The organism is Limnobacter sp. 130 (assembly GCF_902506325.1).
Taxonomy (GTDB): domain Bacteria; phylum Pseudomonadota; class Gammaproteobacteria; order Burkholderiales; family Burkholderiaceae_B; genus Limnobacter.
This window is the reverse complement of the sequence record NZ_LR732328.1, coordinates 1,226,470-1,247,375: the sequence shown is the minus strand read 5'-3', so window position 1 is coordinate 1,247,375 and position 20,906 is coordinate 1,226,470. Positions and strand designations below refer to the sequence as shown.

20 protein-coding genes are annotated in these 20,906 nt (G+C 53.8%); 7 read left to right on the top strand and 13 right to left on the bottom strand.

The window, feature by feature from the left end; all coding sequences use genetic code 11:
* The first annotated feature begins 8 nt into the window (after positions 1–8).
* The 3 genes from FRIGORI9N_RS05900 (at position 9) to msbA (ending at position 6,104) form a co-directional block, all read left to right on the top strand.
* Complete coding sequence (locus FRIGORI9N_RS05900) at positions 9–569, top strand: flavodoxin family protein (RefSeq protein ID WP_159568907.1); 561 nt, start codon at positions 9–11, stop codon at positions 567–569.
* Positions 570–583: 14 nt separating this feature from the next.
* A complete protein-coding gene (gene dnaE / locus FRIGORI9N_RS05895; RefSeq protein ID WP_159568906.1) occupies positions 584–4,114 on the top strand; it encodes a DNA polymerase III subunit alpha in 3,531 nt (1,176 codons plus the stop codon).
* 223 nt (positions 4,115–4,337) lie between these two features.
* The gene (gene msbA, locus FRIGORI9N_RS05890) at positions 4,338–6,104 is read left to right on the top strand and encodes a lipid A export permease/ATP-binding protein MsbA (RefSeq protein WP_159568905.1); all 1,767 of its coding nucleotides are present in this window, start codon (positions 4,338–4,340) and stop codon (positions 6,102–6,104) included.
* Here the strand turns inward: msbA and rfaQ are convergent.
* A complete protein-coding gene (rfaQ, locus tag FRIGORI9N_RS05885; RefSeq protein ID WP_236550841.1) occupies positions 6,101–7,144 on the bottom strand; it encodes a putative lipopolysaccharide heptosyltransferase III in 1,044 nt (347 codons plus the stop codon). The genes msbA and rfaQ overlap by 4 nt on opposite strands.
* A gap of 153 nt (positions 7,145–7,297) precedes the next feature.
* On the opposite strand from rfaQ, the gene FRIGORI9N_RS05880 reads away from it, so the two are divergent.
* The 3 genes from FRIGORI9N_RS05880 (at position 7,298) to FRIGORI9N_RS05870 (ending at position 10,654) form a co-directional block, all read left to right on the top strand.
* On the top strand, positions 7,298–8,431 hold the full coding sequence (locus tag FRIGORI9N_RS05880; RefSeq protein WP_159568903.1) for a glycosyltransferase family 4 protein: 1,134 nt from the start codon (positions 7,298–7,300) through the stop codon (positions 8,429–8,431).
* Entirely contained in the window at positions 8,431–9,240 is an 810-nt protein-coding gene (locus FRIGORI9N_RS05875; protein ID WP_159568902.1) for a hypothetical protein, read from the top strand. Before FRIGORI9N_RS05880 ends, FRIGORI9N_RS05875 begins: the two co-directional genes overlap by 1 nt.
* A gap of 292 nt (positions 9,241–9,532) precedes the next feature.
* A complete protein-coding gene (locus tag FRIGORI9N_RS05870) occupies positions 9,533–10,654 on the top strand; it encodes a porin (protein ID WP_159568901.1) in 1,122 nt (373 codons plus the stop codon).
* Between the two features lie 156 nt (positions 10,655–10,810).
* Here FRIGORI9N_RS05870 and FRIGORI9N_RS05865 read toward each other — a convergent pair whose 3' ends face one another.
* Positions 10,811–11,200: a hypothetical protein gene (locus FRIGORI9N_RS05865; RefSeq protein ID WP_159568900.1), complete on the bottom strand. Its 390-nt coding sequence runs from the start codon at positions 11,198–11,200 to the stop codon at positions 10,811–10,813.
* A gap of 51 nt (positions 11,201–11,251) precedes the next feature.
* Here FRIGORI9N_RS05865 and FRIGORI9N_RS05860 point away from each other — a divergent pair, with 51 nt between their 5' ends.
* Positions 11,252–11,392, top strand: coding sequence for a hypothetical protein (locus FRIGORI9N_RS05860; protein ID WP_159568899.1), 141 nt, complete (start codon positions 11,252–11,254; stop codon positions 11,390–11,392).
* 3 nt (positions 11,393–11,395) lie between these two features.
* Here FRIGORI9N_RS05860 and bioB read toward each other — a convergent pair whose 3' ends face one another.
* The 11 genes from bioB to nadD are packed head-to-tail and all read right to left on the bottom strand — an operon-like array spanning position 11,396 to position 20,903.
* A complete protein-coding gene (gene bioB, locus FRIGORI9N_RS05855; RefSeq protein WP_159568898.1) occupies positions 11,396–12,391 on the bottom strand; it encodes a biotin synthase BioB in 996 nt (331 codons plus the stop codon).
* Positions 12,392–12,400: 9 nt separating this feature from the next.
* Positions 12,401–13,759: an adenosylmethionine--8-amino-7-oxononanoate transaminase gene (bioA, locus tag FRIGORI9N_RS05850; protein WP_159568897.1), complete on the bottom strand. Its 1,359-nt coding sequence runs from the start codon at positions 13,757–13,759 to the stop codon at positions 12,401–12,403.
* Positions 13,760–13,771: 12 nt separating this feature from the next.
* The gene (gene bioD, locus FRIGORI9N_RS05845; RefSeq protein ID WP_159568896.1) at positions 13,772–14,389 is read right to left on the bottom strand and encodes a dethiobiotin synthase; all 618 of its coding nucleotides are present in this window, start codon (positions 14,387–14,389) and stop codon (positions 13,772–13,774) included.
* Positions 14,386–15,186, bottom strand: coding sequence for a methyltransferase domain-containing protein (locus FRIGORI9N_RS05840; RefSeq protein ID WP_159568895.1), 801 nt, complete (start codon positions 15,184–15,186; stop codon positions 14,386–14,388). The genes bioD and FRIGORI9N_RS05840 overlap by 4 nt, the downstream gene beginning before the upstream one ends.
* Positions 15,187–15,203: 17 nt before the next feature.
* Positions 15,204–15,935 (bottom strand): hypothetical protein, encoded by a 732-nt coding sequence (locus FRIGORI9N_RS05835; protein WP_159568894.1) that lies wholly within the window; start codon positions 15,933–15,935, stop codon positions 15,204–15,206.
* A complete protein-coding gene (locus tag FRIGORI9N_RS05830) occupies positions 15,932–17,110 on the bottom strand; it encodes an 8-amino-7-oxononanoate synthase (RefSeq protein WP_159568893.1) in 1,179 nt (392 codons plus the stop codon). The genes FRIGORI9N_RS05835 and FRIGORI9N_RS05830 overlap by 4 nt, the downstream gene beginning before the upstream one ends.
* 6 nt (positions 17,111–17,116) lie before the next feature.
* Positions 17,117–18,592, bottom strand: a complete 1,476-nt coding sequence (gene rng, locus FRIGORI9N_RS05825) for a ribonuclease G (RefSeq protein WP_159569682.1) — start codon at positions 18,590–18,592, stop codon at positions 17,117–17,119.
* 41 nt (positions 18,593–18,633) lie between these two features.
* The gene (locus FRIGORI9N_RS05820) at positions 18,634–19,296 is read right to left on the bottom strand and encodes a nucleoside triphosphate pyrophosphatase (RefSeq protein WP_159568892.1); all 663 of its coding nucleotides are present in this window, start codon (positions 19,294–19,296) and stop codon (positions 18,634–18,636) included.
* Between the two features lie 8 nt (positions 19,297–19,304).
* The gene (gene rlmH / locus FRIGORI9N_RS05815) at positions 19,305–19,775 is read right to left on the bottom strand and encodes a 23S rRNA (pseudouridine(1915)-N(3))-methyltransferase RlmH (RefSeq protein ID WP_159568891.1); all 471 of its coding nucleotides are present in this window, start codon (positions 19,773–19,775) and stop codon (positions 19,305–19,307) included.
* A gap of 12 nt (positions 19,776–19,787) precedes the next feature.
* Positions 19,788–20,210 carry a ribosome silencing factor gene (gene rsfS / locus FRIGORI9N_RS05810; RefSeq protein WP_159568890.1) on the bottom strand — a complete coding sequence of 141 codons (423 nt, stop codon included), beginning with the start codon at positions 20,208–20,210 and terminating at the stop codon, positions 19,788–19,790.
* Positions 20,211–20,252: 42 nt separating this feature from the next.
* A complete protein-coding gene (gene nadD / locus FRIGORI9N_RS05805; RefSeq protein WP_159568889.1) occupies positions 20,253–20,903 on the bottom strand; it encodes a nicotinate-nucleotide adenylyltransferase in 651 nt (216 codons plus the stop codon).
* Positions 20,904–20,906: the final 3 nt, after the last annotated feature.

Sequence of the window (20,906 nt, the reverse complement as noted above, 5' to 3'; positions counted from 1 at the left end):
AGTTAAAAATGACACAAGTAGCAATTGTTTATCACAGTGGTTATGGCCATACAGCCAAAGTGGCGCAAGCCGTTGAGCAGGGTGCAGCAGGTGTGTCGGGTGTTCAAACACACCTGATTTCCGTGAACGATGTGAATGATGCAACGTGGGACGTATTGGCCAAGGCCGATGCCATTGTTTTTGGTTCGCCCACTTACATGGGTGGTGCGTCTGCGGACTTCAAGAAGTTTGCAGATGCCTCCAGCAAGGTGTGGTTCAACCAGGGCTGGAAAAACAAGGTAGCGGGTGGTTTCACCAATTCAATGTCCATGAGTGGCGACAAGCTCAGCACGCTTCAGTACTTTGTAACTTACGCCATGCAGCACGGCATGATTTGGGTGGGCAGCGCCACACCCGGTGCCCAAAAGCCAGGTGATGTGAATGAACTGAACCGCGTGGGTTCCTGGGTGGGGGTGATGACACAATCTGACAACGCGCCTGCGGACGTGACTCCACCTGCATCTGATCTGGAAACAGCCAAGATTTACGGCGCACGGGTTGCAGAGTTCGCCAAGAAGCTGTTGGCCTAATATAAAATGAGGGGATGACCAATTCATCCCCCTCTTTGCCTTCCACATTTGTACACCTGCGCATGCACACCGAATTCTCGGTGCTCGACGGCATGGTGCGTGTGGGCGAGGCTGTCAAGGCCGCTGCTGGCTGCGGCATGCCCGCTTTGGCCATTTCCGACCTGTCCAACCTGTTTGGCTTGATCAAGTTTTATGGCAAGGCACGTGGTGCCGGTGTTAAACCGATCGCCGCCTGCGATGTGTGGATTGAAAGCGACCGGGATGAAGAGCAACCCGCCCGCGTGCTGCTGTTGGTACAAAATCACAAAGGGTATTTACAGCTGTGCGAGCTGTTAAGCCGTGCCTTTTTGCGCAACCAGAAGCGTGGCAAAGCCACCCTGAAGTTTGAGTGGTTTGATGAGGTGGGTTGCGATGGCCTGATCGCTGTTTCAGGTTTTACCCATTCTGACATTGGTCAATTCTTGCTGGGCGGCAATATGGGCCGCGCAGAAGATTCTGCCCGCAAATTCCTGCAGTATTTTGAAGGCCGCTTCTACATCGAGCTGCAACGCGATGGCTCAACACAGGCGGAAAACCTGGTGAACTTAAGCTGCCAATTGGCGGCCAAATTGCAATTGCCCGTGGTGGCCACGCACCCCATTCAATTTTTAAAGCCTGAAGACTTCCGCGCCCACGAGGCGCGTGTGTGCATTGCGCAAGGCGAAATTTTGTCGAACCCGCGCAGGCCGCGCCGGTTTACCGAGCAGCAGTATTTCAAAACTGCGCAGGAAATGGCAGAACTGTTTGCCGACATTCCCAGCGCAGTGCGCAACAGCATACGCATTGCCCAGCGCTGTAACTTAACGCTTGAATTGGGCAAGCCCAAACTGCCCGCATTCCCCACGCCCGATGGCATGACGCTGGACGACTACCTGGTGCATTTGTCCAAGGAAGGCCTGGAAAAGCGGCTGGTGCACCTGTTCCCGAATATTGAGGAACGGGAAAAAATGCGCCCCGAGTACGAAGCGCGTTTGAAAATCGAATGCGACACCATCATCGGCATGGGCTTTCCTGGTTACTTCCTGATCGTTCAAGACTTTATTAATTGGGGCAAAAGCAATGGCGTACCCGTGGGCCCTGGCCGGGGTTCAGGCGCAGGTTCGCTGGTTGCGTATTCGCTGGGCATTACCGACCTGGATCCGCTGCGTTACGACTTGCTGTTCGAACGTTTTCTGAACCCTGAACGGGTTTCAATGCCTGACTTCGACATCGATTTTTGCCAAGACAACCGCGACCGCGTAATTGACTATGTAAAGCAGAATTACGGGCGTGATGCGGTTAGCCAAATTGCCACCTTTGGTACCTTGGGTGCGAAAGCTGTTATTCGCGATGCGGGCCGTGTGCTCGACATGCCTTACATGTACTGCGATGGTTTGTCGAAACTGATTCCCCAAACCCCAGCCGACCCCTGGGACCTTGACCGCGCCATGGCCGATGAACCCACGTTCCGAGAACGTGTGGAAAACGAAGACGAAGCCAAGGAAATTATTGCGGTGGCCCGACCCCTTGAAGGCCTGACCCGCAACGTGGGCATGCATGCTGGTGGCGTGTTGATTGCGCCGGGCAAGCTGACTGATTTCTGCCCCCTGTATTGCGCCGATGGATCCACCGATTCCGTGGTGTCGCAGTACGACAAAGACGACGTGGAAGCTGTGGGCCTGGTGAAGTTCGACTTCTTGGGCTTGCGCAACCTGACCATTCTGGATTGGGCTGTGCGTTGGGTGCGCGAAAATTACGAAGACCAGCGCGACTTCCGCTTGGAAGATTTGCCGCTGGACGACCCTGCGGTGTATCAGTTGTTCTCGGATGGCAACACCACGGCTGTGTTTCAGTCTGAATCGCGTTCTGCGAAAGACCTTGAGAAGAAACTAAAGCCCGACAACTTCGAAGACATTATTGCCTTGATGGCGCTAAACCGCCCCGGCCCTTTGGGTTCCGGCATGGTGGACGACTTCATTGCGCGTAAAAAAGAAACCTCGAAAACCGGCAAAGGGCGCGCCGAGTGGTACTTCCACCCCAAGCTGGAAGGCATCCTGAAAAGCACCTACGGTGTGATTGTTTACCAAGAGCAGGTGATGCTGGTTGCCCAGATTCTGGCGGGCTATAGCCTGGGTGGCGCTGACTTGTTGCGGCGAGCCATGGGTAAAAAGAAGCCCGAGGAAATGGCCAAGCAGCGTGAAATTTTCACGACCGGTGCCACTGAGCGCGGCGTGGACCCGGCGGTGGCCAAGCAGCTTTTCGACTTGATGGAAAAGTTTGCGGAATACGGTTTCAACAAATCGCACTCGGCAGCCTATGCGCTGATCGCCTACCACACGGCTTGGTTGAAAGCGCATTACCCGGCAGAGTTCATGGCTGCGTCCATGAGTTCCGACATGGACGACACCGACAAGGTGAAAATCTTTGTTGAAGACGCCATGGCCATGTGTCAGGTGCCCGGAAAGAAAGCGGGTACCACGGTCAACATGCTGGGGCCTGATGTCAATGAATCCAACTTCCGGTTCACAGCGGTGCGCATTGACGGCGAAAAACGCGCCAGTGCCATTCGTTATGGTTTGGGTGCGGTAAAAGGCACGGGCCAGGCAGCTTGTGAAGCGATTGTGGCCGAGCGCAATGCCAATGGCCCTTTCTCCGACTTGTTTGATTTTGTACGGCGGGTAGACAGCAAGCAGATCAATCGCCGAGTGATCGAGGCGCTGATCCGCGCAGGTGCATTCGATGCGCTGAACCCCGACCGCGTCAAATTGCTGGCCAGCTCGGGCCAGGCCATGGAGTGGGCAGCGCAGCAGGCTGCAACTGCGGCGCAGGTCAGCTTGTTTGGCGAGGCCTTGGGAGGCGATGCCCCACCTGGACTGGTGGATGTGCCCACCTGGAGCGAGCGGGAAAAACTGCAACAAGAAAAAGCTGCTTTGGGCTATTACTTCAGCGGACATCTGTTCAAGGCCGATGAAGACAAGGTTCGTCAGTTCGTTAAATTGAAACTGAAAGACCTTTCGCCGGGGCGTGATTTGGTGTGGATGGCGGGTGTCATTGCGTCGCTTCGCACCATGATGACCAAGCGCGGAAAAATGGCAATTGTGTTGCTCGACGATTCAACCGCGCAGGTGGAATTGTCGATTTTCAACGAACAATTTGAAGCCAACCGCACCCTGCTGAAAGAGGACTCCTTGTTGGTGCTGCAAGGCAAAGTGTCTGAAGATTCTTACACCGGTGGTTTGAGAATTTCTGCAGAAAACTTGCATTCATTGGCCAGTGCGCGTGCGCATTTTGTCAGCCGTTTGCGACTCAACATGAACGGGCAGTCGGATGCGGAAAGGCTGCGCGCCATGCTGGAGCCTTTCCGAGATCCAGAGCAGGGTTGTTTGGTAGAAATCGACTATCACAATGGCCATGCAGCCTGTGTGGCTCAATTGAGCAGCGAGTGGAAAGTTCGCCCGGAAGAAGACTTGCTGATTGAAATGCAGGGTTGGCTGGGTGAAGGCAATGCCAAGTGGGTGTTTGGCTGATTGATCAGCCAGTTTGGCCGAGTCTCGGTGTTGGCTAATCGCCAAACGCAGCGAATGAATCCAAACGGGGCGGTTTTCTTGAAGTTCGTAACAGGCAAACCCACTGCCGAGTTGGCCGAAGCACCACAGTTGGCCAATCTCCCAAACACGCGACGCTTGAGTTGCACCCGCTTGCAACGCACAACCGTGTAAACTTCGAGCATTCAATCCACGTTCACGCTGCATGCCCGAAATCACCGACTACACCGCCAAAGGTCTTTACAAACGCCTGTTGTCCTACAGTTTGCGTTACTGGCCATTGTTCGCCACTTCACTGGTGGCCTTGGTGTTTGCTGCCGTTACTGAACCCCTGTTCGCCAGCCTCATGAAGCCGCTGATTGACGAGAATTTCTCGGGTCAGCGAACCGAAATGGCCAAGTGGTTGCCGGTCATTATCATCGTGTTGTTTCTGGTTCGCGGCTTGGCGACCTACATCAATGAATACTGCAGTGCCAAGCTGGCAGGCCTTGTGGTTCACGACTTGCGCTTTGACATGCTCTCCCGCATTTTGCGTTTCCCGAACTCCTATTTTGTCGAGCAACCCGCCGGAAAAATCATTTCTACGGTATCGACCAACGTGGACGCCGTGACCGAGGCGGGCTTCAACATCATCACCGTGCTGATTCGCGACGGTGCCATTGTCATCGGCCTCATGGCGATATTGCTTTACACCAACTGGCAACTCACCTTGATTTGTTTTGGTATCTTGCCGTTGATTGCAATCGGTGTGTCGGTGGCTGCCAAGCGCTTGAACCGCTTCGCGCACAGCGCTCAAACTTCCCATGCCGATTTGGTGCAAAGCATTTCAGAGGTGATCGGCGCTCAAAAAATCATCAAGATTTACGGTGCCCAAAAGGTTGAAACCGAGCGCTTCATGAAAAGTGCCGATGAGATCATGAAGTCGCGGGTAAAGTTGGTGGCCACCAGCGCTGCCAACTCCGCAATTGTTCAGTGGATACTCGCCGCAGCCGTTGCCGCGGTGGTGTATTTCGCCGGTATTTTGGCTGAAAGCAATAGCATGACCGCGGGTGATTTCGCCTCGTTCATGACTGCCATGATGATGTTACTGGCCCCGGTCAAGCGCCTCACCAATATTAACCAGCAATTGCAAAAGGGTTTGGCTGCGGCTGACAACGTATTTCGCGTGGTAGATCGCTCTGTCGAGAACTCCAGCGGCACCCACACCACAGACCGCGCGCTGGGCTACATTGAATTCAATCAAGTAGGGCTTACTTTTCCCGGGGCTGATGCGCCTACCTTAAGTGATATCAATTTGTGGGTGAAGCCTGGGCAAACTGTGGGTATCGTGGGTGTGTCGGGCGGTGGCAAGTCTACCTTGATCAACTTGTTGCCCCGTTTTCTCGATCCCACAAGCGGTGTGGTCAAACTAGACAGCGTGGATTTGAAACAATGGGATCTGCAGTGCTTGCGTCGTCAAATTGCCGTGGTCACTCAAGAAAGCCATTTGCTGAACGACACTGTGCGCAACAACATTGCCTACGGCGAAATGCGGGGGGCAAGCGATGAGGCTATTTTGAACGCAGCCCGTATGGCCAACGCCCTGCCGTTTATTGAAAAACTTGAGCAGGGGCTGGACACGGTATTGGGCGACAATGGCTTGCGTCTCTCAGGTGGCCAGCGTCAGCGAATTTCCATTGCGCGGGCTTTTCTGAAAAATGCGCCGATTCTTATTCTTGATGAAGCCACTTCGGCACTCGATTCCGAAGCCGAACGCGAGGTTCAAGAAGACATGGAACGTTTGCGCCATGGGCGAACCACACTGGTCATTGCTCACAGACTGTCCACTCTGACCACAGCAGATTTCATCATCGTGCTGGATCAGGGCAAGTTGATTGAACAGGGTACTCACCAAGCGCTTTTGTCCTCGCGGGGCAAGTACCACTACCTGCATTCAATTCAGAATCAATCGCAAACCCCGTTGCAACCTTAATCCGCCAGTTTGTCCACAGCCTGAATCACCACCTCGGTGGGAATGGCTGCAAGCAAACGGGTGGTGTCGTCAGTATTAATGCTGTCTGGGTGGGGAAGTGGCCCAAAATCACCTGCATAAATCACTGTGGCCTTGTCTGACCATGGTCGCCATTCCTGTACCCAGGACGGTCCAAAAAGTGCCACTTGCGGCACTTTTAGCGCGGCGGCCATGTGCATGGGCGCCGAGTCCACACCCACATAAAATTTACTCAGTTTCAACAAGGCAGCCAACAAGGGCAGACTCATTTTGCCGCCCACATTCACCAGTTGAGCTGAATTATTCCGCAATTTGGCGCGCGCCAAACTTTCGATTTCCCCGGTCATGGCCACTTCCACCGGGTCGGGGCTACAAGTCAGCACCACATGCAAACCCTTGTTCAGCAAATGAACAACCACATCGGCGAACTTGTCGTCTTCCCAGCATTTGAATGGCCAACGTGCGGCGGGGTGAATCAATACAAATGGGCCGTTTATCTGGTGTTGCGTTAACAGTTTGTCGGCTTTGTCCAAATTCTCCGGGCTTGGGCGCAGCACCATTTCACCGCGAATGCTGCGCGGATTTACCCCCAGGGCCTGAAGGCACAGCAGATTCAACTCCACCGCATGCGCTTGCCCGCGCGGTGGCGGTGTAATTTTTTGCGTAAAACACGCATGCCACAATCCCTTGTCACGTTTGGCATATGCCATTTGCACGCGCATCGGCGCATTTGAAAACCGTGCAAGCAAGGCACCAATCCACTGGTCGGTTAAATGAATGACAGCGTCGTAGCGGGTTCGTCGTACTTGAAAAACAAGGCCAAGCTCAGCCTTGAGCCGAGCAAAACCTTTCAGCTTTCGGTCAATGCAAAGTACACGGTTTAAATGCGGATTGTTTTGCAGCAGGGGGGTGGTTTCTTTGTAGATCAGTGTGTCTATTTGCACGTCGGGAAACAGATCGTGTAATGCGTGATACAAGGCTGTAGTCAACAGCACATCGCCGTGATGCCTTAATTTAATCACCAAAATTTTTTGCAAAGTATTTCAGCCTGGTATTGATTAGAGTGAATTCACGCCCATGTGCCTGCGGTGGCGCATTAAACTGCTTGACGAGACAGAGCGGATATAAAGCGAATATAGACCGCGACTTCAACCAATTTTTGTTTTCAAATCCAAATGACCAGCATTTTTTTCTCTGAAAGTTCCAAAAACATTGGTGGTCAAGAACTGCAGCTTCTGGAACAGGCTGTGGGACTGAAAGCCAAGGGTTACACACCTTATGTGCTGTGCAGGCCTGGCAGTCGAATTTCCCAAGAAGCTTGTAAGCTGGGTTTGAACGTTGAATTTGTGGCATTTCGAAATGCCATACACCCACCGAGCGTGCTGCGTGTGGCCAACTTGCTCCGGCAGCACAAGCCTGTGGCGGTGGTGTGTCACAGCAGCCACGACGCCAATTTGTGCTCCATTACAGTTCATGCGTTGGCCAAGGTGGGGTTGCTCACGCCCAGGCCCGCACTGATTCGAATGCGCACCTACCAGCCCGGTCCGGCCAAGGCGTTCACTTACAACCAAATGTTTGATCAAACTTTCACGCCCAGCCAGGCACTGAAAGACCAACTGCTGCAAAACAGTGGCGTGTTGCCTGAAAAAATCGGGGTGCTGTACCCCGGTATCGATTTTGAAAGCATTGCCGCGGCTGCCGTGCTTGGTCTGCCCGCCGAGCTCGATACCCGTCTCAACGATCTTCAGCAACGCCCGGTGATTGCACATGCCGCCATGTTCAGGGTGGAAAAAGGGCATAGCTTTATGTTGCAGGTGGTGAAAGCATTGCTGCCAAGGTTTCCCAACCTGTTGTACGTGGCGGCTGGCGAGGGCGAAACCCGGCAAGCCATAGAAACCGAGGTAAAGCGTTTGGGCTTGGGCAAGCATGTGATACTGCCGGGCATGTTGAACCCGGTGGCGCCATTGATTAAACGTGCGGATGTGTTGGTGATGCCTTCCAGTTACGAGCCTTTGGGCATGAGTCAAATCGAAGCGTTGGGCTTGGGTGTGCCTGTGGTGGTCAGCAATGTAGGTGGTTTGCCTGAAACCGTACAAAGCGGCATCACTGGGTATGTGTGTCCCGCACCCCATGCGCCTGCTGCGCTCGAGGCCTGGGTACTGGCCCTGGGTAAGGTATTGGCCGAGCCCCACAAAGCCCGGGACATGGCAGCGCAAGGCAGGCAGGCGGTACTGGCCCAGTTTGGCAAGCAAAGCAATATTGATGGCTTGGTGGGTACCATTGAAACACCGCGCTTGGGTCGCTCCTGATGGTCGGGCCAAAACGCATTGGCGTGTGGTTTGGCCAGGGGTTGGAATGCGCGCTGGCCGCCAGAGCCATGTTGGGGCAGTTGCGGGCGGAGTATTCCGACGCAGATTGGGTGATATTGGGCCCTCGCGAGAGTCTGTTTTTGTTTGAAATGGATGAGCGGGTACCTGTCTATATTCCCCTGAAGGGACTAGAGCCCCGCAGGCCCGCGCAAACCCGCCTCTCTTATTATCTTGAAAAGCGCACCCAGTTCAAAAAGCTGCGCGGTTTGCAACTCGACCTTTGCCTTGGGGTTTCAGTGTTGGTCGATGTGCACAAGGCCAAGCAAGCAGAAGTGGAGCAATTTCAGCATGTTCAAAAAATGCTGGGTATCGACGGACATCTAATTCAGCAAGAACTGTCCTCGTTCCTTCAAATTGAACGCCCCCTGTTGCAGGCTGGGCCGCAAGCCTTGGCTTATGCAACCCAACTTTATCGCAAGGCACTTCCAAGCCAAAGCAAGGTGTTGGCCTTGCTCTATCCGGCGTCTGATCCAGCCAGTCTGAATTTGCAGTGGCAGGCAATTCAAAACAGTGTTCTTGGTCTGGGTAACAATCTACACCTGACGATCGCTGTGGTGGTTGGCGAGAATCGCCTGCTTGCCCGGTATATGACTGATCGCCGACCGGACTGGCTTCAAGTTGGCCTACCCCAGGCCATGGGCCTGATTGCCTACGCGGATCGGGTGATTTGTGACTCAGAAAAAATCACTCGAATTTGTAGCGAAATGGGCCGTTCTGACCGTCTTCTGTTGGTTAAAAGTCACAGTTAGAACGCCGTTGTCGCGTTCTGTCTCTTCTGGCCGCGGTGTGCGCTCACCGGAATTCCTAAGTTTTTCATTAACAAGGCTTTTCGCGGGTTTCAAGGCGGTTTTGATGCTTTGGTGATGGCCTAAAACTATCGGTTTGATGCGTTTCCCCTGTTGCACGTCAGCGACAAAAACGCCAGTTTCCCCATTCTCGCACCACGATTTGGTTGGTCGGCCCAAGGGTCCCCGTGTACATTGTCTCTCGTGCCGCTAGAAATGGCGGCAAAGATTCAACCAACACTAATAAGGGTGAAATATGAACAAGAAGCTAGTAGCTGCTGCTCTGGGCCTGGCATTTGCCGCTCCAGTATTTGCTGATTCATCAAACGTAACTTTGTACGGTCGTATCCACCAAGCTCTGGATCACCAGTCCTCAGACACAGCCGGCGCAGAAAGCGGCGGCAACTTCGCAATTGAAGACGTATCTTCACGCTTGGGCGTGCGTGGTACTGAAGATCTGGGCGGTGGTTTGAGCGCGATTTTCGCCTACGAATTCGGTGTAAACACTGACGAAGTGTCTGCTGCTCCAATGAGCACACGTCACGCCTATTTGGGCTTGAAAGGTGCTTATGGTTTGGCTGTTATCGGTTCACAAGACGGTGGTAACGATTCTCAGGCTCCCTTGTACAACCAGGCTTCTTTGATTGGCTCTGTATCAAACAATGGCGGTCCTTTGACAACTGTTGGTTCTACAAACGTAGGTCTTGGTCAAGCAATTACTCGTGAACAGCGCGTAGGTAACTCTTTCGGTTACGCCGGTAACTTCGGTGGCGTGCAGATTAATGCCCGTCACGCACTGGGCAATGGTACCAACGACCAGGCAAACAACACTGCAACTGGTTTGAAAGAGAACGACACACGTTCTACTGAAATCGCAGCCACTTACAAAATTGGCGCGTTGACTTTTGGTGGTGGTTTCCAGTCAATCGATTCTCAGGAAGTGACACAGAACACGTTGAACGCGACTGCTGGTGTTGAGCAAGTGATTCAGGGTGTTGTTTCTTACAACTTTGGCTCTTTCACTGTAGGTGGTTTGATTGCCCAGAAGAACCTGTATTCAGCTGCAACTAACGGCGAAGACAGCAATACTGAGTATGCTTTGACAGCATCAGTGCCTTTGACCGGTAACAGCGGTATTTTCGGCATGTACGCAGATTCTGAGCGTAACGACTCTCTGACTTCAACAACAGTTGGTGGTGTTACTACCGTGACGAACACTCCACGTGATGTTACACAGGCTCAAATCGCTTACTACTACGACTTCAGCAAGCGTACACGTACATACGTGGGTTACAACCGCCTGAATGCCGAAGTTAAGGCCTCTGGCGTAGAAACAGATACAGACAACTTCACAATTGGTCTGCGTCACAACTTCTAATTCAACGCCAAGCTTAAGCTTGGTTTGAATGCAAAGTTTGAGAAAGCCACCTTCGGGTGGCTTTTTCTATTTCAGGGTTCAGGAATAGGTTTCGGCCAATAAAAAAGCACCTGGTTTTATTCAGGTGCTTTTTTCAATCAAACCTGGTTCAGGCTATTACTGCAAATTCATGTCCAGTTGTACGCCGCACAGGGTGCTGCTGTAACGTGTGGCACTACCACTGTTGCTCATGCAACCCAGCGATGTGGTTTGTAACTGGTTTTCAGACACCTTCAAACCAAAGAACAAATCCGGGTATTTGTTGCCTTCTTCGCGGCTTAGCTTGAATACCCAGTCGCCGGTTCCCCATTGAGCGCCCATTGGGGCTTTGCTGCGGTCTTGACCCAGTCTGAAGCCATAGCCCAGGCCACCGTTCTCCGAACTGGTCCAACGACCCCATTTGCTCAGGGGGTTTTGATTGTCAATGTTCAATGTAACGCCACCAGCTTGAGCGCTGGCCAGTACGGGCATCAAGGTGACGCACACGCATAGCAGTGATTTTTTCATGTTCTTATTCCTGTCAAACAGCTGCAATTCAAGCAATTTCAGCTGTTTCGCATGCAAGGCTTTAATTATGCGCGTTATTTCTGCGTGGATAAAGCGGGAGAAGGTTGGCCTTCACCCCGCCAAACCATTGATTTGACTCAGGTATTTGAACCTGCTATTTGGGAATTTTTGATTAAAAACAAAGGGTTTTAGCGCTTAATTCTCAAGTCGCTTTAAGCCGAGTTTTTCGAATAACTTGGTGTCGCGCTCCAATTCGGGGTTGTCTGTTACCAACAGTTTTTCACCGTAGAAAATTGAATTGGCACCCGCCAGGAAACACAGGGCCTGCGTGCTCTCGCTCATGTCTTCCCGGCCTGCGGACAATCGTACAAAACTGCCAGGCATGGTGATGCGGGCCACGGCAATGGTGCGCACAAAATCCAGGGGATCAATTTCGGCGTTGTCGGCCAGTGGGGTGCCTTCCACTTTCACCAAATTGTTGATGGGCACGCTTTCTGGTGGCTCGGCCATATTGGCCAATTGGGCAATCAAACCCGCGCGTTGTGTAATTGTTTCGCCAAGTCCCACAATGCCACCACAGCACACCTTGATGCCTGCATCGCGAACGCGGTCCAGTGTGTCCAGGCGGTCTTGGTAGGTGCGGGTGCTGATAATGTCACCGTAAAAGTCGGGTGAGGTGTCCAGGTTGTGGTTGTAGTAGTCCAGCCCGGCTTCTTGCAATTGCTTGGCTTGGCTTTCTTTCAACATACCCAGCGTGACGCAGGTTTCCAGGCCCATGGCTTTGACTGCGGAAATCATTTCGCCCACTGCTTCAACCTGGTGGTCTTTGGGGCTGCGCCAGGCGGCACCCATACAAAAACGTGTGGCGCCTTTGTCCTTGGCGGCTTGGGCTGCTTTAAGTACTTCGTCGATGGGCATCAGCTTTTCAGCTTCTACGCCCGTGTTGTACTTGGCCGATTGGGGGCAGTAGCCACAATCTTCAGGGCAACCACCCGTTTTAATCGACAGCAAGGTGGATAACTGCACGGTGTTGGCATCGAAATGCTCGCGGTGTATTTGCTGCGCTTTGAAAATAAGGTCGTTAAATGGCAGGGCGAACAGGGCTTCAATGGCCTCAATGCTCCAGCGCTGTTTCTCGGTGGCGGGTGGGGCCGCCTTTTTGTTTTCAACCCAGGTAATTTGGCTTTCCATGTGCATCCTTCAGAACAATTCGCTTCCGGGGCCAGGTGCAATCAGCGTGCCCCAGCGTTGTAATACTTGTATCAGTGTTTGGTAGGCGTTTTCGAGCGTTTCAGGTGTGGTGCAGTAAGGCGGCACCCAATACACGGTGTTGCCCAAGGGGCGAACCACAATGCCCAATTCCAGAAACGTTTGGCGTATCCACTGGCTCGCATTCGAACCGTAACCCAGACCACACTGACTGTGACTGGATTTTAGCTCAAAGGCTGCCACGGTGCCGCACATGCGGGGGTTTTCAATCAGGGGGTGGCAAGCCAGGGTGGGTAGCCAGCGCTGGTGAGCGGCCTCGATGTGCCGAATATTCGCCCAAGTGCTTTCTTCATTGAACAACGCCAGGCTGGCCAAGGCTGCAGCGCAGCCCAAAGGGTTCGCCGTGTAGGAATGACCGTGCAGCAAGGCATGGCCTACCTGGTCACTTAAAAATGCGTCGTACACCGCTTGGCTGGTGAGCGTGGCCGCCATGGGCATAAAGCCCCCTGTAAGCCCTTTGGAGATGCAAATAATGTCGGCATGCCCGCCAAACTGGGCCACTTGGTCTGCTGAAAAAAGGGTGCCTGTGCGGCCAAAGGCGGTGAACACTTCATCGAAAATGACCAAAACCCCGGCTGCTTCGCAGCGTTTGCACAGTTCGGCCACGTGCGCTGCGCGCATGAAGCGCATGCCGCTGGCGCCCTGTATCAAGGGTTCCAGAATCAAGGCAGCAATTTCTTCGGCACTGGTCGCCAACAACTGATCCAAGGCGGCCAAGGCTTCTTCTTCAGTGCAGGCGCAAATGCCTGTGGGTATGAAGTCCACTTGAAACAGCCAAGGGGTGAACGGGTCGTAAAAGCCGCTGGACTTGCCAGCGGCCATGGCGCCGAAGGTGTCGCCGTGGTAGCCGCCTTCAAGCGCAACAACCCGTTTTTTGCCACCCATGCCTTTGTTTTGCCAATACTGAAAGGCCATTTTCAGGGCCACTTCAATGGCTGTAGACCCATTGTCGGAATAAAACACCTTGGCCATGGGAGCCGGTGCGTGTTGAATTAGTTTTTCAGCCAGCAATGCCGCGGGTGGATGGGTGACACCCGCAAACATGACGTGCTCCAGCTCGCGGGCCTGGTTGGCAATGGCGCGTGCAATGGTTGGGTTGCTGTGCCCATGAATGTTGACCCACCAGCTTGAAACTGCATCAAAGTACTTGTTGCCGTGGGCATCGAACAGAAATTCACCTTCGCCACGAACAACTGCCAAGGGGGGGGCGGCTGTTTGCATTTGCGTAAACGGGTGCCAGCAGTATTGGGCGTCCAGTTCAAGCAGTTTGGTGTGGGAAAGTTGTGACATGGCTGGTCGCCCTTACAGGCTGTTCAACGCGCGAAGCAAACGTTCGGGCATGCCAAAATCGGACAGAGCCTGTTCGCTTATTTCATTGAATACCGGCAATTCAGCCAAAACCGGCACTTCACCAAAATGCTGGATGGCCTCGCGGTTGGCGGAATTTACTTCGCCCACCAGGATTACGCCCAAAACAGGTACACCAGCGCCTTTCAATGCCTGCAGTGACAGGCAGGTGTGGTTAATGGTGCCAAGCCCGCTACGGGCCACCAGCAGGGCGCAGCTGCCCAAGTGTTTCATCAGGTCGAGCATGGTGTCGCGCCAGTTTAAGGGCACAAGGCTGCCGCCTGCACCTTCTACAACAAGCCTCTCGGTTTGTGGCAATTCGAAATCACTCAGCTGAATTTTTACGCCGTCGATTTCCGCAGCCTGATGGGGCGACAAAGGCTGGGTTAAGCGATGGGTTTCAGGATGTATCCGGGCATGGCTTAAGCGGGCAACCCATTCACTGTCACTGCCTCCTTCCAGACCACTTTGAACCGGTTTCCAGTAATCAGCTTCCCAGTGTTTGCACAACCAGGCGCTCACAATTGTTTTTCCGATACCGGTGTCTGTTCCCGTTACAAACAAATGCTTCACGGCCGTTCCAGGTAGTAAAAACCAATGTGGTAATTCATGGTGCAAGCCTCACCCAAGGCGGAAATCACTTTGCGCAAATTCACCGGGGTGTGGTTCAAGCGGGGTTGGTCCGCGCCAATGGCGCGAAGGCTGCGCGCAAACGACAGGCCATCGGGGTGATGGTCCAGAAAGTTCTTGGTGTGGTGCGCGGTGCTTGCTGCAATTCCTTCTGCCACGAGCGCATTCAAAATATTCTGTAAATCGGCGTCGCTGGGCAGCGGTCGAAGCCCACTGGTTTGGTCGGTGTCCTGGTGTGCCACTTCCCAGGCTTGAAATGATCCACCCAGCAGCACACTGAATGCCACCGTATTGGACACTGAAAGCCAGCGTCGAATGGCCTCTTCGATATTGCCGAACCACTGTGCGCACATTCCGGAAATGAGCAGGGAATGGTTGGGTATCCAAAGGTGTTCGACCGCCAGTTCTTCACCGTTGATCAAGTGGGTGTGCAGGCGCTCGGTGGGATACTTGCGCTTCAATTCTGTCAGCATGCCTTGCGCCAGATCGACTGCGTGCACGGCGCTTTGCGGAAATTTGTTCAGCAGGTGTTCAGTGAGAAAGCCAGTGCCACTGCCCACATCAACGCAAGCCTTGGGGTCAAATTCAGCGGGCAGCATTTGGTCCAGCCACTGACACAAATGCTGTGCCGAATGTTTTTGCACGCGTGCATGGTGATCATAATCGCGGGCAGCATTGGAGAAGCGGCGTGATGCGGCCTGGACAGAATTCAGTTTTCGCGGCAAAGCGTGTTCGGACATTTCAAGGAGGGTTGAAATTAATGCTGGCTAAGAAAGGGCAACAAGGCATCAGTATAACGCGCAGGGGCATTGGCAATGCTTGCATGTTCTTCGGAAGGCAGAATGAACAAGGTGCGGCTTTGTAGTTTCAGCGTGTTGTCGAAACAAGCCTGTGCCAAAGCCAGGGGTACGATTTGATCGACGCTGCTGGCCCAAGCGTACAACTCGGCACCATGGGAAAGGGCATGCTGCAATTCTTGTTCAGCGCTTAAATTTTGCATGCCGATCAAGTCGGCCAGCAGTGCGCGTTCATCCAGGGTGGTCCATGGGGCAATGTGACCGCAACGCTTGTGAAAGTCTGCCAGTACCTCGGGCATGTTTTCTTCGGCTTTTCGGATCATGCGCGCCAGTACCCGGTTGTTGGTGAAACGCGTGAATCCGTGCAGGCTGTACAGGCTGTGCCAACGTACAGAAAAGTCGAGTAATTTGGAAAAGCCCAGCGAATGCCCCAGACCCAGCCAAGGCACATTGGCTTGCGCCAAAACCAAGCTGTGCAAAGCCTCCGCAGGGTGGTGCACCCACTCGCCCTGTATATTGATCATCAGGCCTTGTTTGCCTTGTTCAGGAAAATAGCCTGCCTCGAAACACACAAATAGTGTGGTTTCACGGGTGTGCTTGGGTAGTGTGTCCAGCAAGGCGTTGAAGAACCGGTGGTTGTAGCCCCAGCCGTGCGCCATCAATAGCACTTGGGAAATTTCGGGTTGCTTCATGCAGCCTCCTTCCAGCGGACCAAGGCCTCCTGAAGTTGATCAAATACAGCTTGGCTGTGCCCAGTATTCAATGCAAGCCGAACCCGGGCTGCATTGGGCGGCACTGTGGGGGGGCGCACCGCAGAGGTACGGATTCCAGTCTGTTGCAAATGGCTTTTTAGTTCAAGGCAGGCGGTGTTGCTACCCACCACCAGCGGCACAATGTGGGTGTTGGAAAGCCCGGTGTCGAAGCCGAGTTGGTGCACTCGGTTGCGCAGCGTTTCAGCCGCCGATTGCAAAGCTGCACGTTCGGCATTCAAGCCAGGAATGATTTCCAAAGCTTTCGCGACTGCGCCAACAACGAAAGGCGAAGGTGCGGTGGAATACACAAACCCTGTGCACCGGTTCACCAGGTACTGTTTGAATACTTCACTGCATGCAATGTAGGCGCCACTCACACCCACTGCTTTGCTGAAGGTGCCCATGATCACCCAGTGCCCCATGGTTTTAAGTGCATCAATGGCCGGGTGGGCCAGTGCGCCCAGGCCGCGGCCCTGTGGCCCCCACACGCCAGTGGCGTGTGCTTCGTCCAGATAAACCACCGCATTGTGTTGCAGGGCAATTTCAGCCAGTTGTTCTACGGGCAGCAAATCGCCTTCCATGCCAAATACGGTTTCTGACACGATGATTCGGGGTTGGGTGGAGTCGGCATGCTTGTTCAGCAATTCAGTCAGGTGTGCCATGTCGTTGTGACGAAACCGGACTTGCTTCACACCTGCCAATTGGCAAGCGTGGTGCAGGCTGGCGTGGTTCAAGCGGTCAGTAAAAACAAGGGGTTCAACGCCGCCCCACAGACTTTTGTCCAGCAAGGCGGCAAGCCCGCTGGCATTGGTTTGGTAGCCGCTTGATAGCACCAGTGCTGCTTCGGCGTTTTTGAATTGCGCCACTTGGGCTTCCAGTGCTTCAAAACATTCCAGGTTGCCTGACAGCAAACGCGAGCCTGTTGCACCTGCGCCGTATCGCTTTGCACATTCATGGCCAGCTTCTACAAGGTCGCCACGCTGGGCCAGGCACAAATAATCGTTGCTGGAAAAGTCGAGCGCACGTCGGTCCATGGGGCAGGGCAGCAACACGCGCTTGCCGCTGTCTTGGGCCAGAAGTTCAAGGCGTTGTTGGCTGGCTTGGCTCAGGTTCATCGGCGTTCAGGTCAAAATAATGTCGTAGTGTTCCTGCACAAACAGATTATCAACTTGCAAGGTAATCGGCTTGCCCACAAATTCTTCAAGCATGCCCAGGTGTTGCGCCTCTTCTTCCAGAAACAGGTCGATCACGGCAGGGCTGGCAAGAATGCGAAATTCCTTGGGGTTGAACTGGCGGCTTTCCCGCACAATTTCCCGCATGATTTCGTAAGCCACAGTTTGTGCAGTTTTAACTTGCCCCTTGCCTTGGCAGCTGGGGCAGGGCTCACACAGCAAATGCGCCAGGCTTTCACGGGTGCGTTTGCGGGTCATTTCGACCAGGCCCAGGGCAGAAAAGTCGGTGACGCTGGTGCGGGCACGGTCGCGGCCCAGCGCTTTTTGCAATTCGTTCAGCACCGCCTTTTTGTGTTCGTCGGTGCTCATGTCGATGAAATCGATCACGATAATGCCACCCAAATTGCGCAGACGCAGTTGGCGTGCGATGGCATGTGCAGCTTCCAGATTGGTTTTAAAAACAGTTTCTTCAAAATTGCGTGCGCCAATAAAGCCACCGGTGTTCACGTCGATGGTGGTGAGCGCTTCGGTTTGATCAATGATCACATAGCCGCCCGATTTCAATTCCACCCGTCGCCCAAGGGCCTTTTGCAACTCGTCTTCAATGTTGTACAGCTCAAACAGTGGCCGTTCGCCCTGGTGTAGTTGCAGGCGGTCTTTGGTTTCCTGTGCGTAGGTTTCAGCGAAGGTCAGCAGGTTTTTCAGCGTTTCTTTCGAATCAACCAAAATTGCCTGCGTGTCCACGCTGACTAGGTCGCGCACCACGCGTTGGGCCATGGTCAGGTCTTCATAGATTAGGCTGGGCGCTGGCTTGGTGCGGGTCAATTCCAGCATTTCACGCCAGCGTGTGCGCAGGTAATTCACATCTGCAGTCAGCTCTTCATCGGTGGCTTCTTCTGCGTGGGTCCGAATGATGAAGCCGCCGGTATTTTCGGGCAGCAAGCGGGTTAATTTGGCGCGCAATTCCTCTCGCTCGCCTTCGTTTTCAATGCGCTGCGAAACGCCAATGTGTGGGTCTTGTGGCAGGTGCACCAGCATGCGGCCGGCCAGGCTGATTTGCGTGGTCAGCCGTGCACCTTTGGTACCCAGCGGGTCTTTGCTCACCTGCACAATAATGGTTTGCCCCTCGAACACCATTTTTTCAATGGCGGGTGGCGGGTTGCCATTTTGTTTGGATTGGTGGTGGTTGTAGGTGCGGTGTTCCCACAAATCAGCCACGTGCAAAAACGCAGCGCGCTCCAGGCCAATGTCCACAAAGGCCGATTGCATGCCGGGCAGTACGCGCACCACTTTGCCCAGGTACACATTGCCCACAATGCCGCGGGTCGAAGTTCGCTCAATGTGAAGTTCTTGCACAGCACCGTGCTGAACAATGGCCACGCGCGTTTCCTGCGGTGTCACGTTCACCAGTATTTGTTCGTTGATCATCTTTTGCTTCTTGGGTATTAATCGATTCTTGTTGTAGCTCAGTTGCTTTTCTGGGCCACTGTTTGGATATGGCGCATCAATTCGCTCGTTTCAAACAGTGGTAAACCCATAATGCCAGAATGACTGCCGGAAATGTGACGAACGTATTGCCCTGCGATCCCCTGAATGCCGTAAGCACCTGCTTTGTCGAAAGGTTCGCCACTGGAAATGTAGGCCTGGATGAAGGTGTCGGGAAGTGTTGAAAACTCCACGTGGGACGTTTGTACGGTGTTTGTCATTGTTGTAGTGGCACCGTGCGTATTAAGCCAGGCGCCCGCCACCGCGGTGTGAACTTCGTGGGTGGTGTTGGAAAGGCTGCTTAGCATGTCGAATGCTTCGGCGGCGCCTTGTGGTTTGCCCAGAATGACGCCGTGTAGCGCCACAGTGGTATCAGCGGCTAAAACCAATCCACTCAAACCCTGCTCGCGCATGGCGTTCAATGCAGTGTCCAGTTTTAATTGGGTAACACGCTGCACGTACAGCAAAGGGTCTTCATTCTCGAAGGGCGCTTCAAGTGCCTCGGCTTCCGGGGTGTTTTGGGCCAGAAACACCTCAACCTGAATTCCGAGTGTTTGAAGCAATTCAAGGCGGCGGGGACTGCGTGAAGCAAGCCAAACCTGGGCGGGTAAGCCACTGTGTTGGGGGCGAACAGGTGTGTTCATTGTGGGATTTATTCGCGGTGGTACGGATGCCCAATGGTAATGGAAAATGCGCGGTACAAAGCTTCCACCAATAAAACACGGGCCAGTGCATGGGGCAGGGTAAGGTCGGAAAGCCGCCACATGCCTTGGCATTGTTTTTTCAGGGTTTCGTCCAGGCCATCGGCGCTGCCAATCAGCAGGCACAGGGTTTCACTGCTGTTGTGCCATTTTTGAAGCTGCTCAGCCAGGGCCTTGCTGGTGTGGCGCTCGCCCCTTTCATCCAGCGCAAGCACACGGGCGCCGCCGGGTATGGCCGCACGAATGCGCTCGGCTTCCTTGGCGAGAATTTGGTCCACAGGCTTGCCCGCAGAACGGTCTTCAGGTTTCAGTTCTTTGATGGTCAGTTTCCAGTCGTTCGGGAAACGTTTCTGGAACTGATCAACCGCTTGTTGCGCCCATGGCTCAATTTTGTGAGACAGGGCGATGACGTGGATTTTCAAAGCCTAAATGACTTAGTTGTACTGGCTTGAATATGCTTCGGCCTGCTGCGGGAAGTAGTCCACGCCAGGCATGGGCTTGCTCAAGCTGTGCGGGTTCAGTTTCACGCGCACGGGCTTGTCACCCCAAATTTCTTCCAGATTGTAGTATTCGCGGATGGCGGGTTGCATCAGGTGAACCACCACGTCGCCCAGGTCGACCAGTACCCATTCACCTGTGTCCTCGCCCTCGGTGCTGAGCACTTCACCACCTGCTTCCTTGGTTTTTTCGCGCACATTGTTGGCCAAAGCACGTGTTTGGCGGTTTGATGAGGCTGATGCAATGATGACCCGGTCAAAAACTCCGGTGAGGTGAGTCGTGTCGAATATGGCGATATCTTGTGCCTTGATGTCTTCTAGCGCGTCGATGACCACGCGCTGCAATTTACGCAATTCCATGCAATTCCAAAGGTTTGTTAATTGCCTGAATTCTAACAACTTTCAGGGTTGGGCGCGACCATAAACTGGGTGCTGTGTCAGGTACTTGAACACGGCGGTGGGCAGGCTGGCTTCTAATTTGAATCTTGCCGTTTCCCGAACCTCGGTATTGCCTGAGTGCAGAAGCTCAAACTGCCGGCGAATTTGGGTTGAACTGATGTTCACGCTGGGCATGGGGATGCGAAACAAACGGTCTTGAAGCAAGTGTCGTTTTAAAGCCTCGGGCACTTGAAAGTCGCCCCATTGCGTGCGGTCCACCACGCCGATGCGGGCGTAATCGAACAGGCTTTGCCAATGCTTCCAGCTGGTCAGGTTGGCCAGTTGGTCGGCACCAATCACAAATGAGAATTTGCAATCGGGGTGCAGGTCAGACAGCTTTTCCAGGGTATCCACCGTGTAGGTGGGGCCCTGGTGTTCAAGCTCAAAAGGCTCTACACGCCAGGAATGCACGCCTTCAATGGCAAGTTCAACCAAGTGTTTGCGAATATCTGCGGGGGGCAGGTCAGAATTGGGCTTTTGCCAGGGTTGGCCCGCGGGCAGGAACCACACCTCGTCTGCCATGCATTGGGCCTGCGCCGAGCGTGCCATTTGCAAATGCCCCATGTGGATGGGGTTGAACGTGCCGCCGATGATGCAAATTTGCCGGCTGGCCATGGG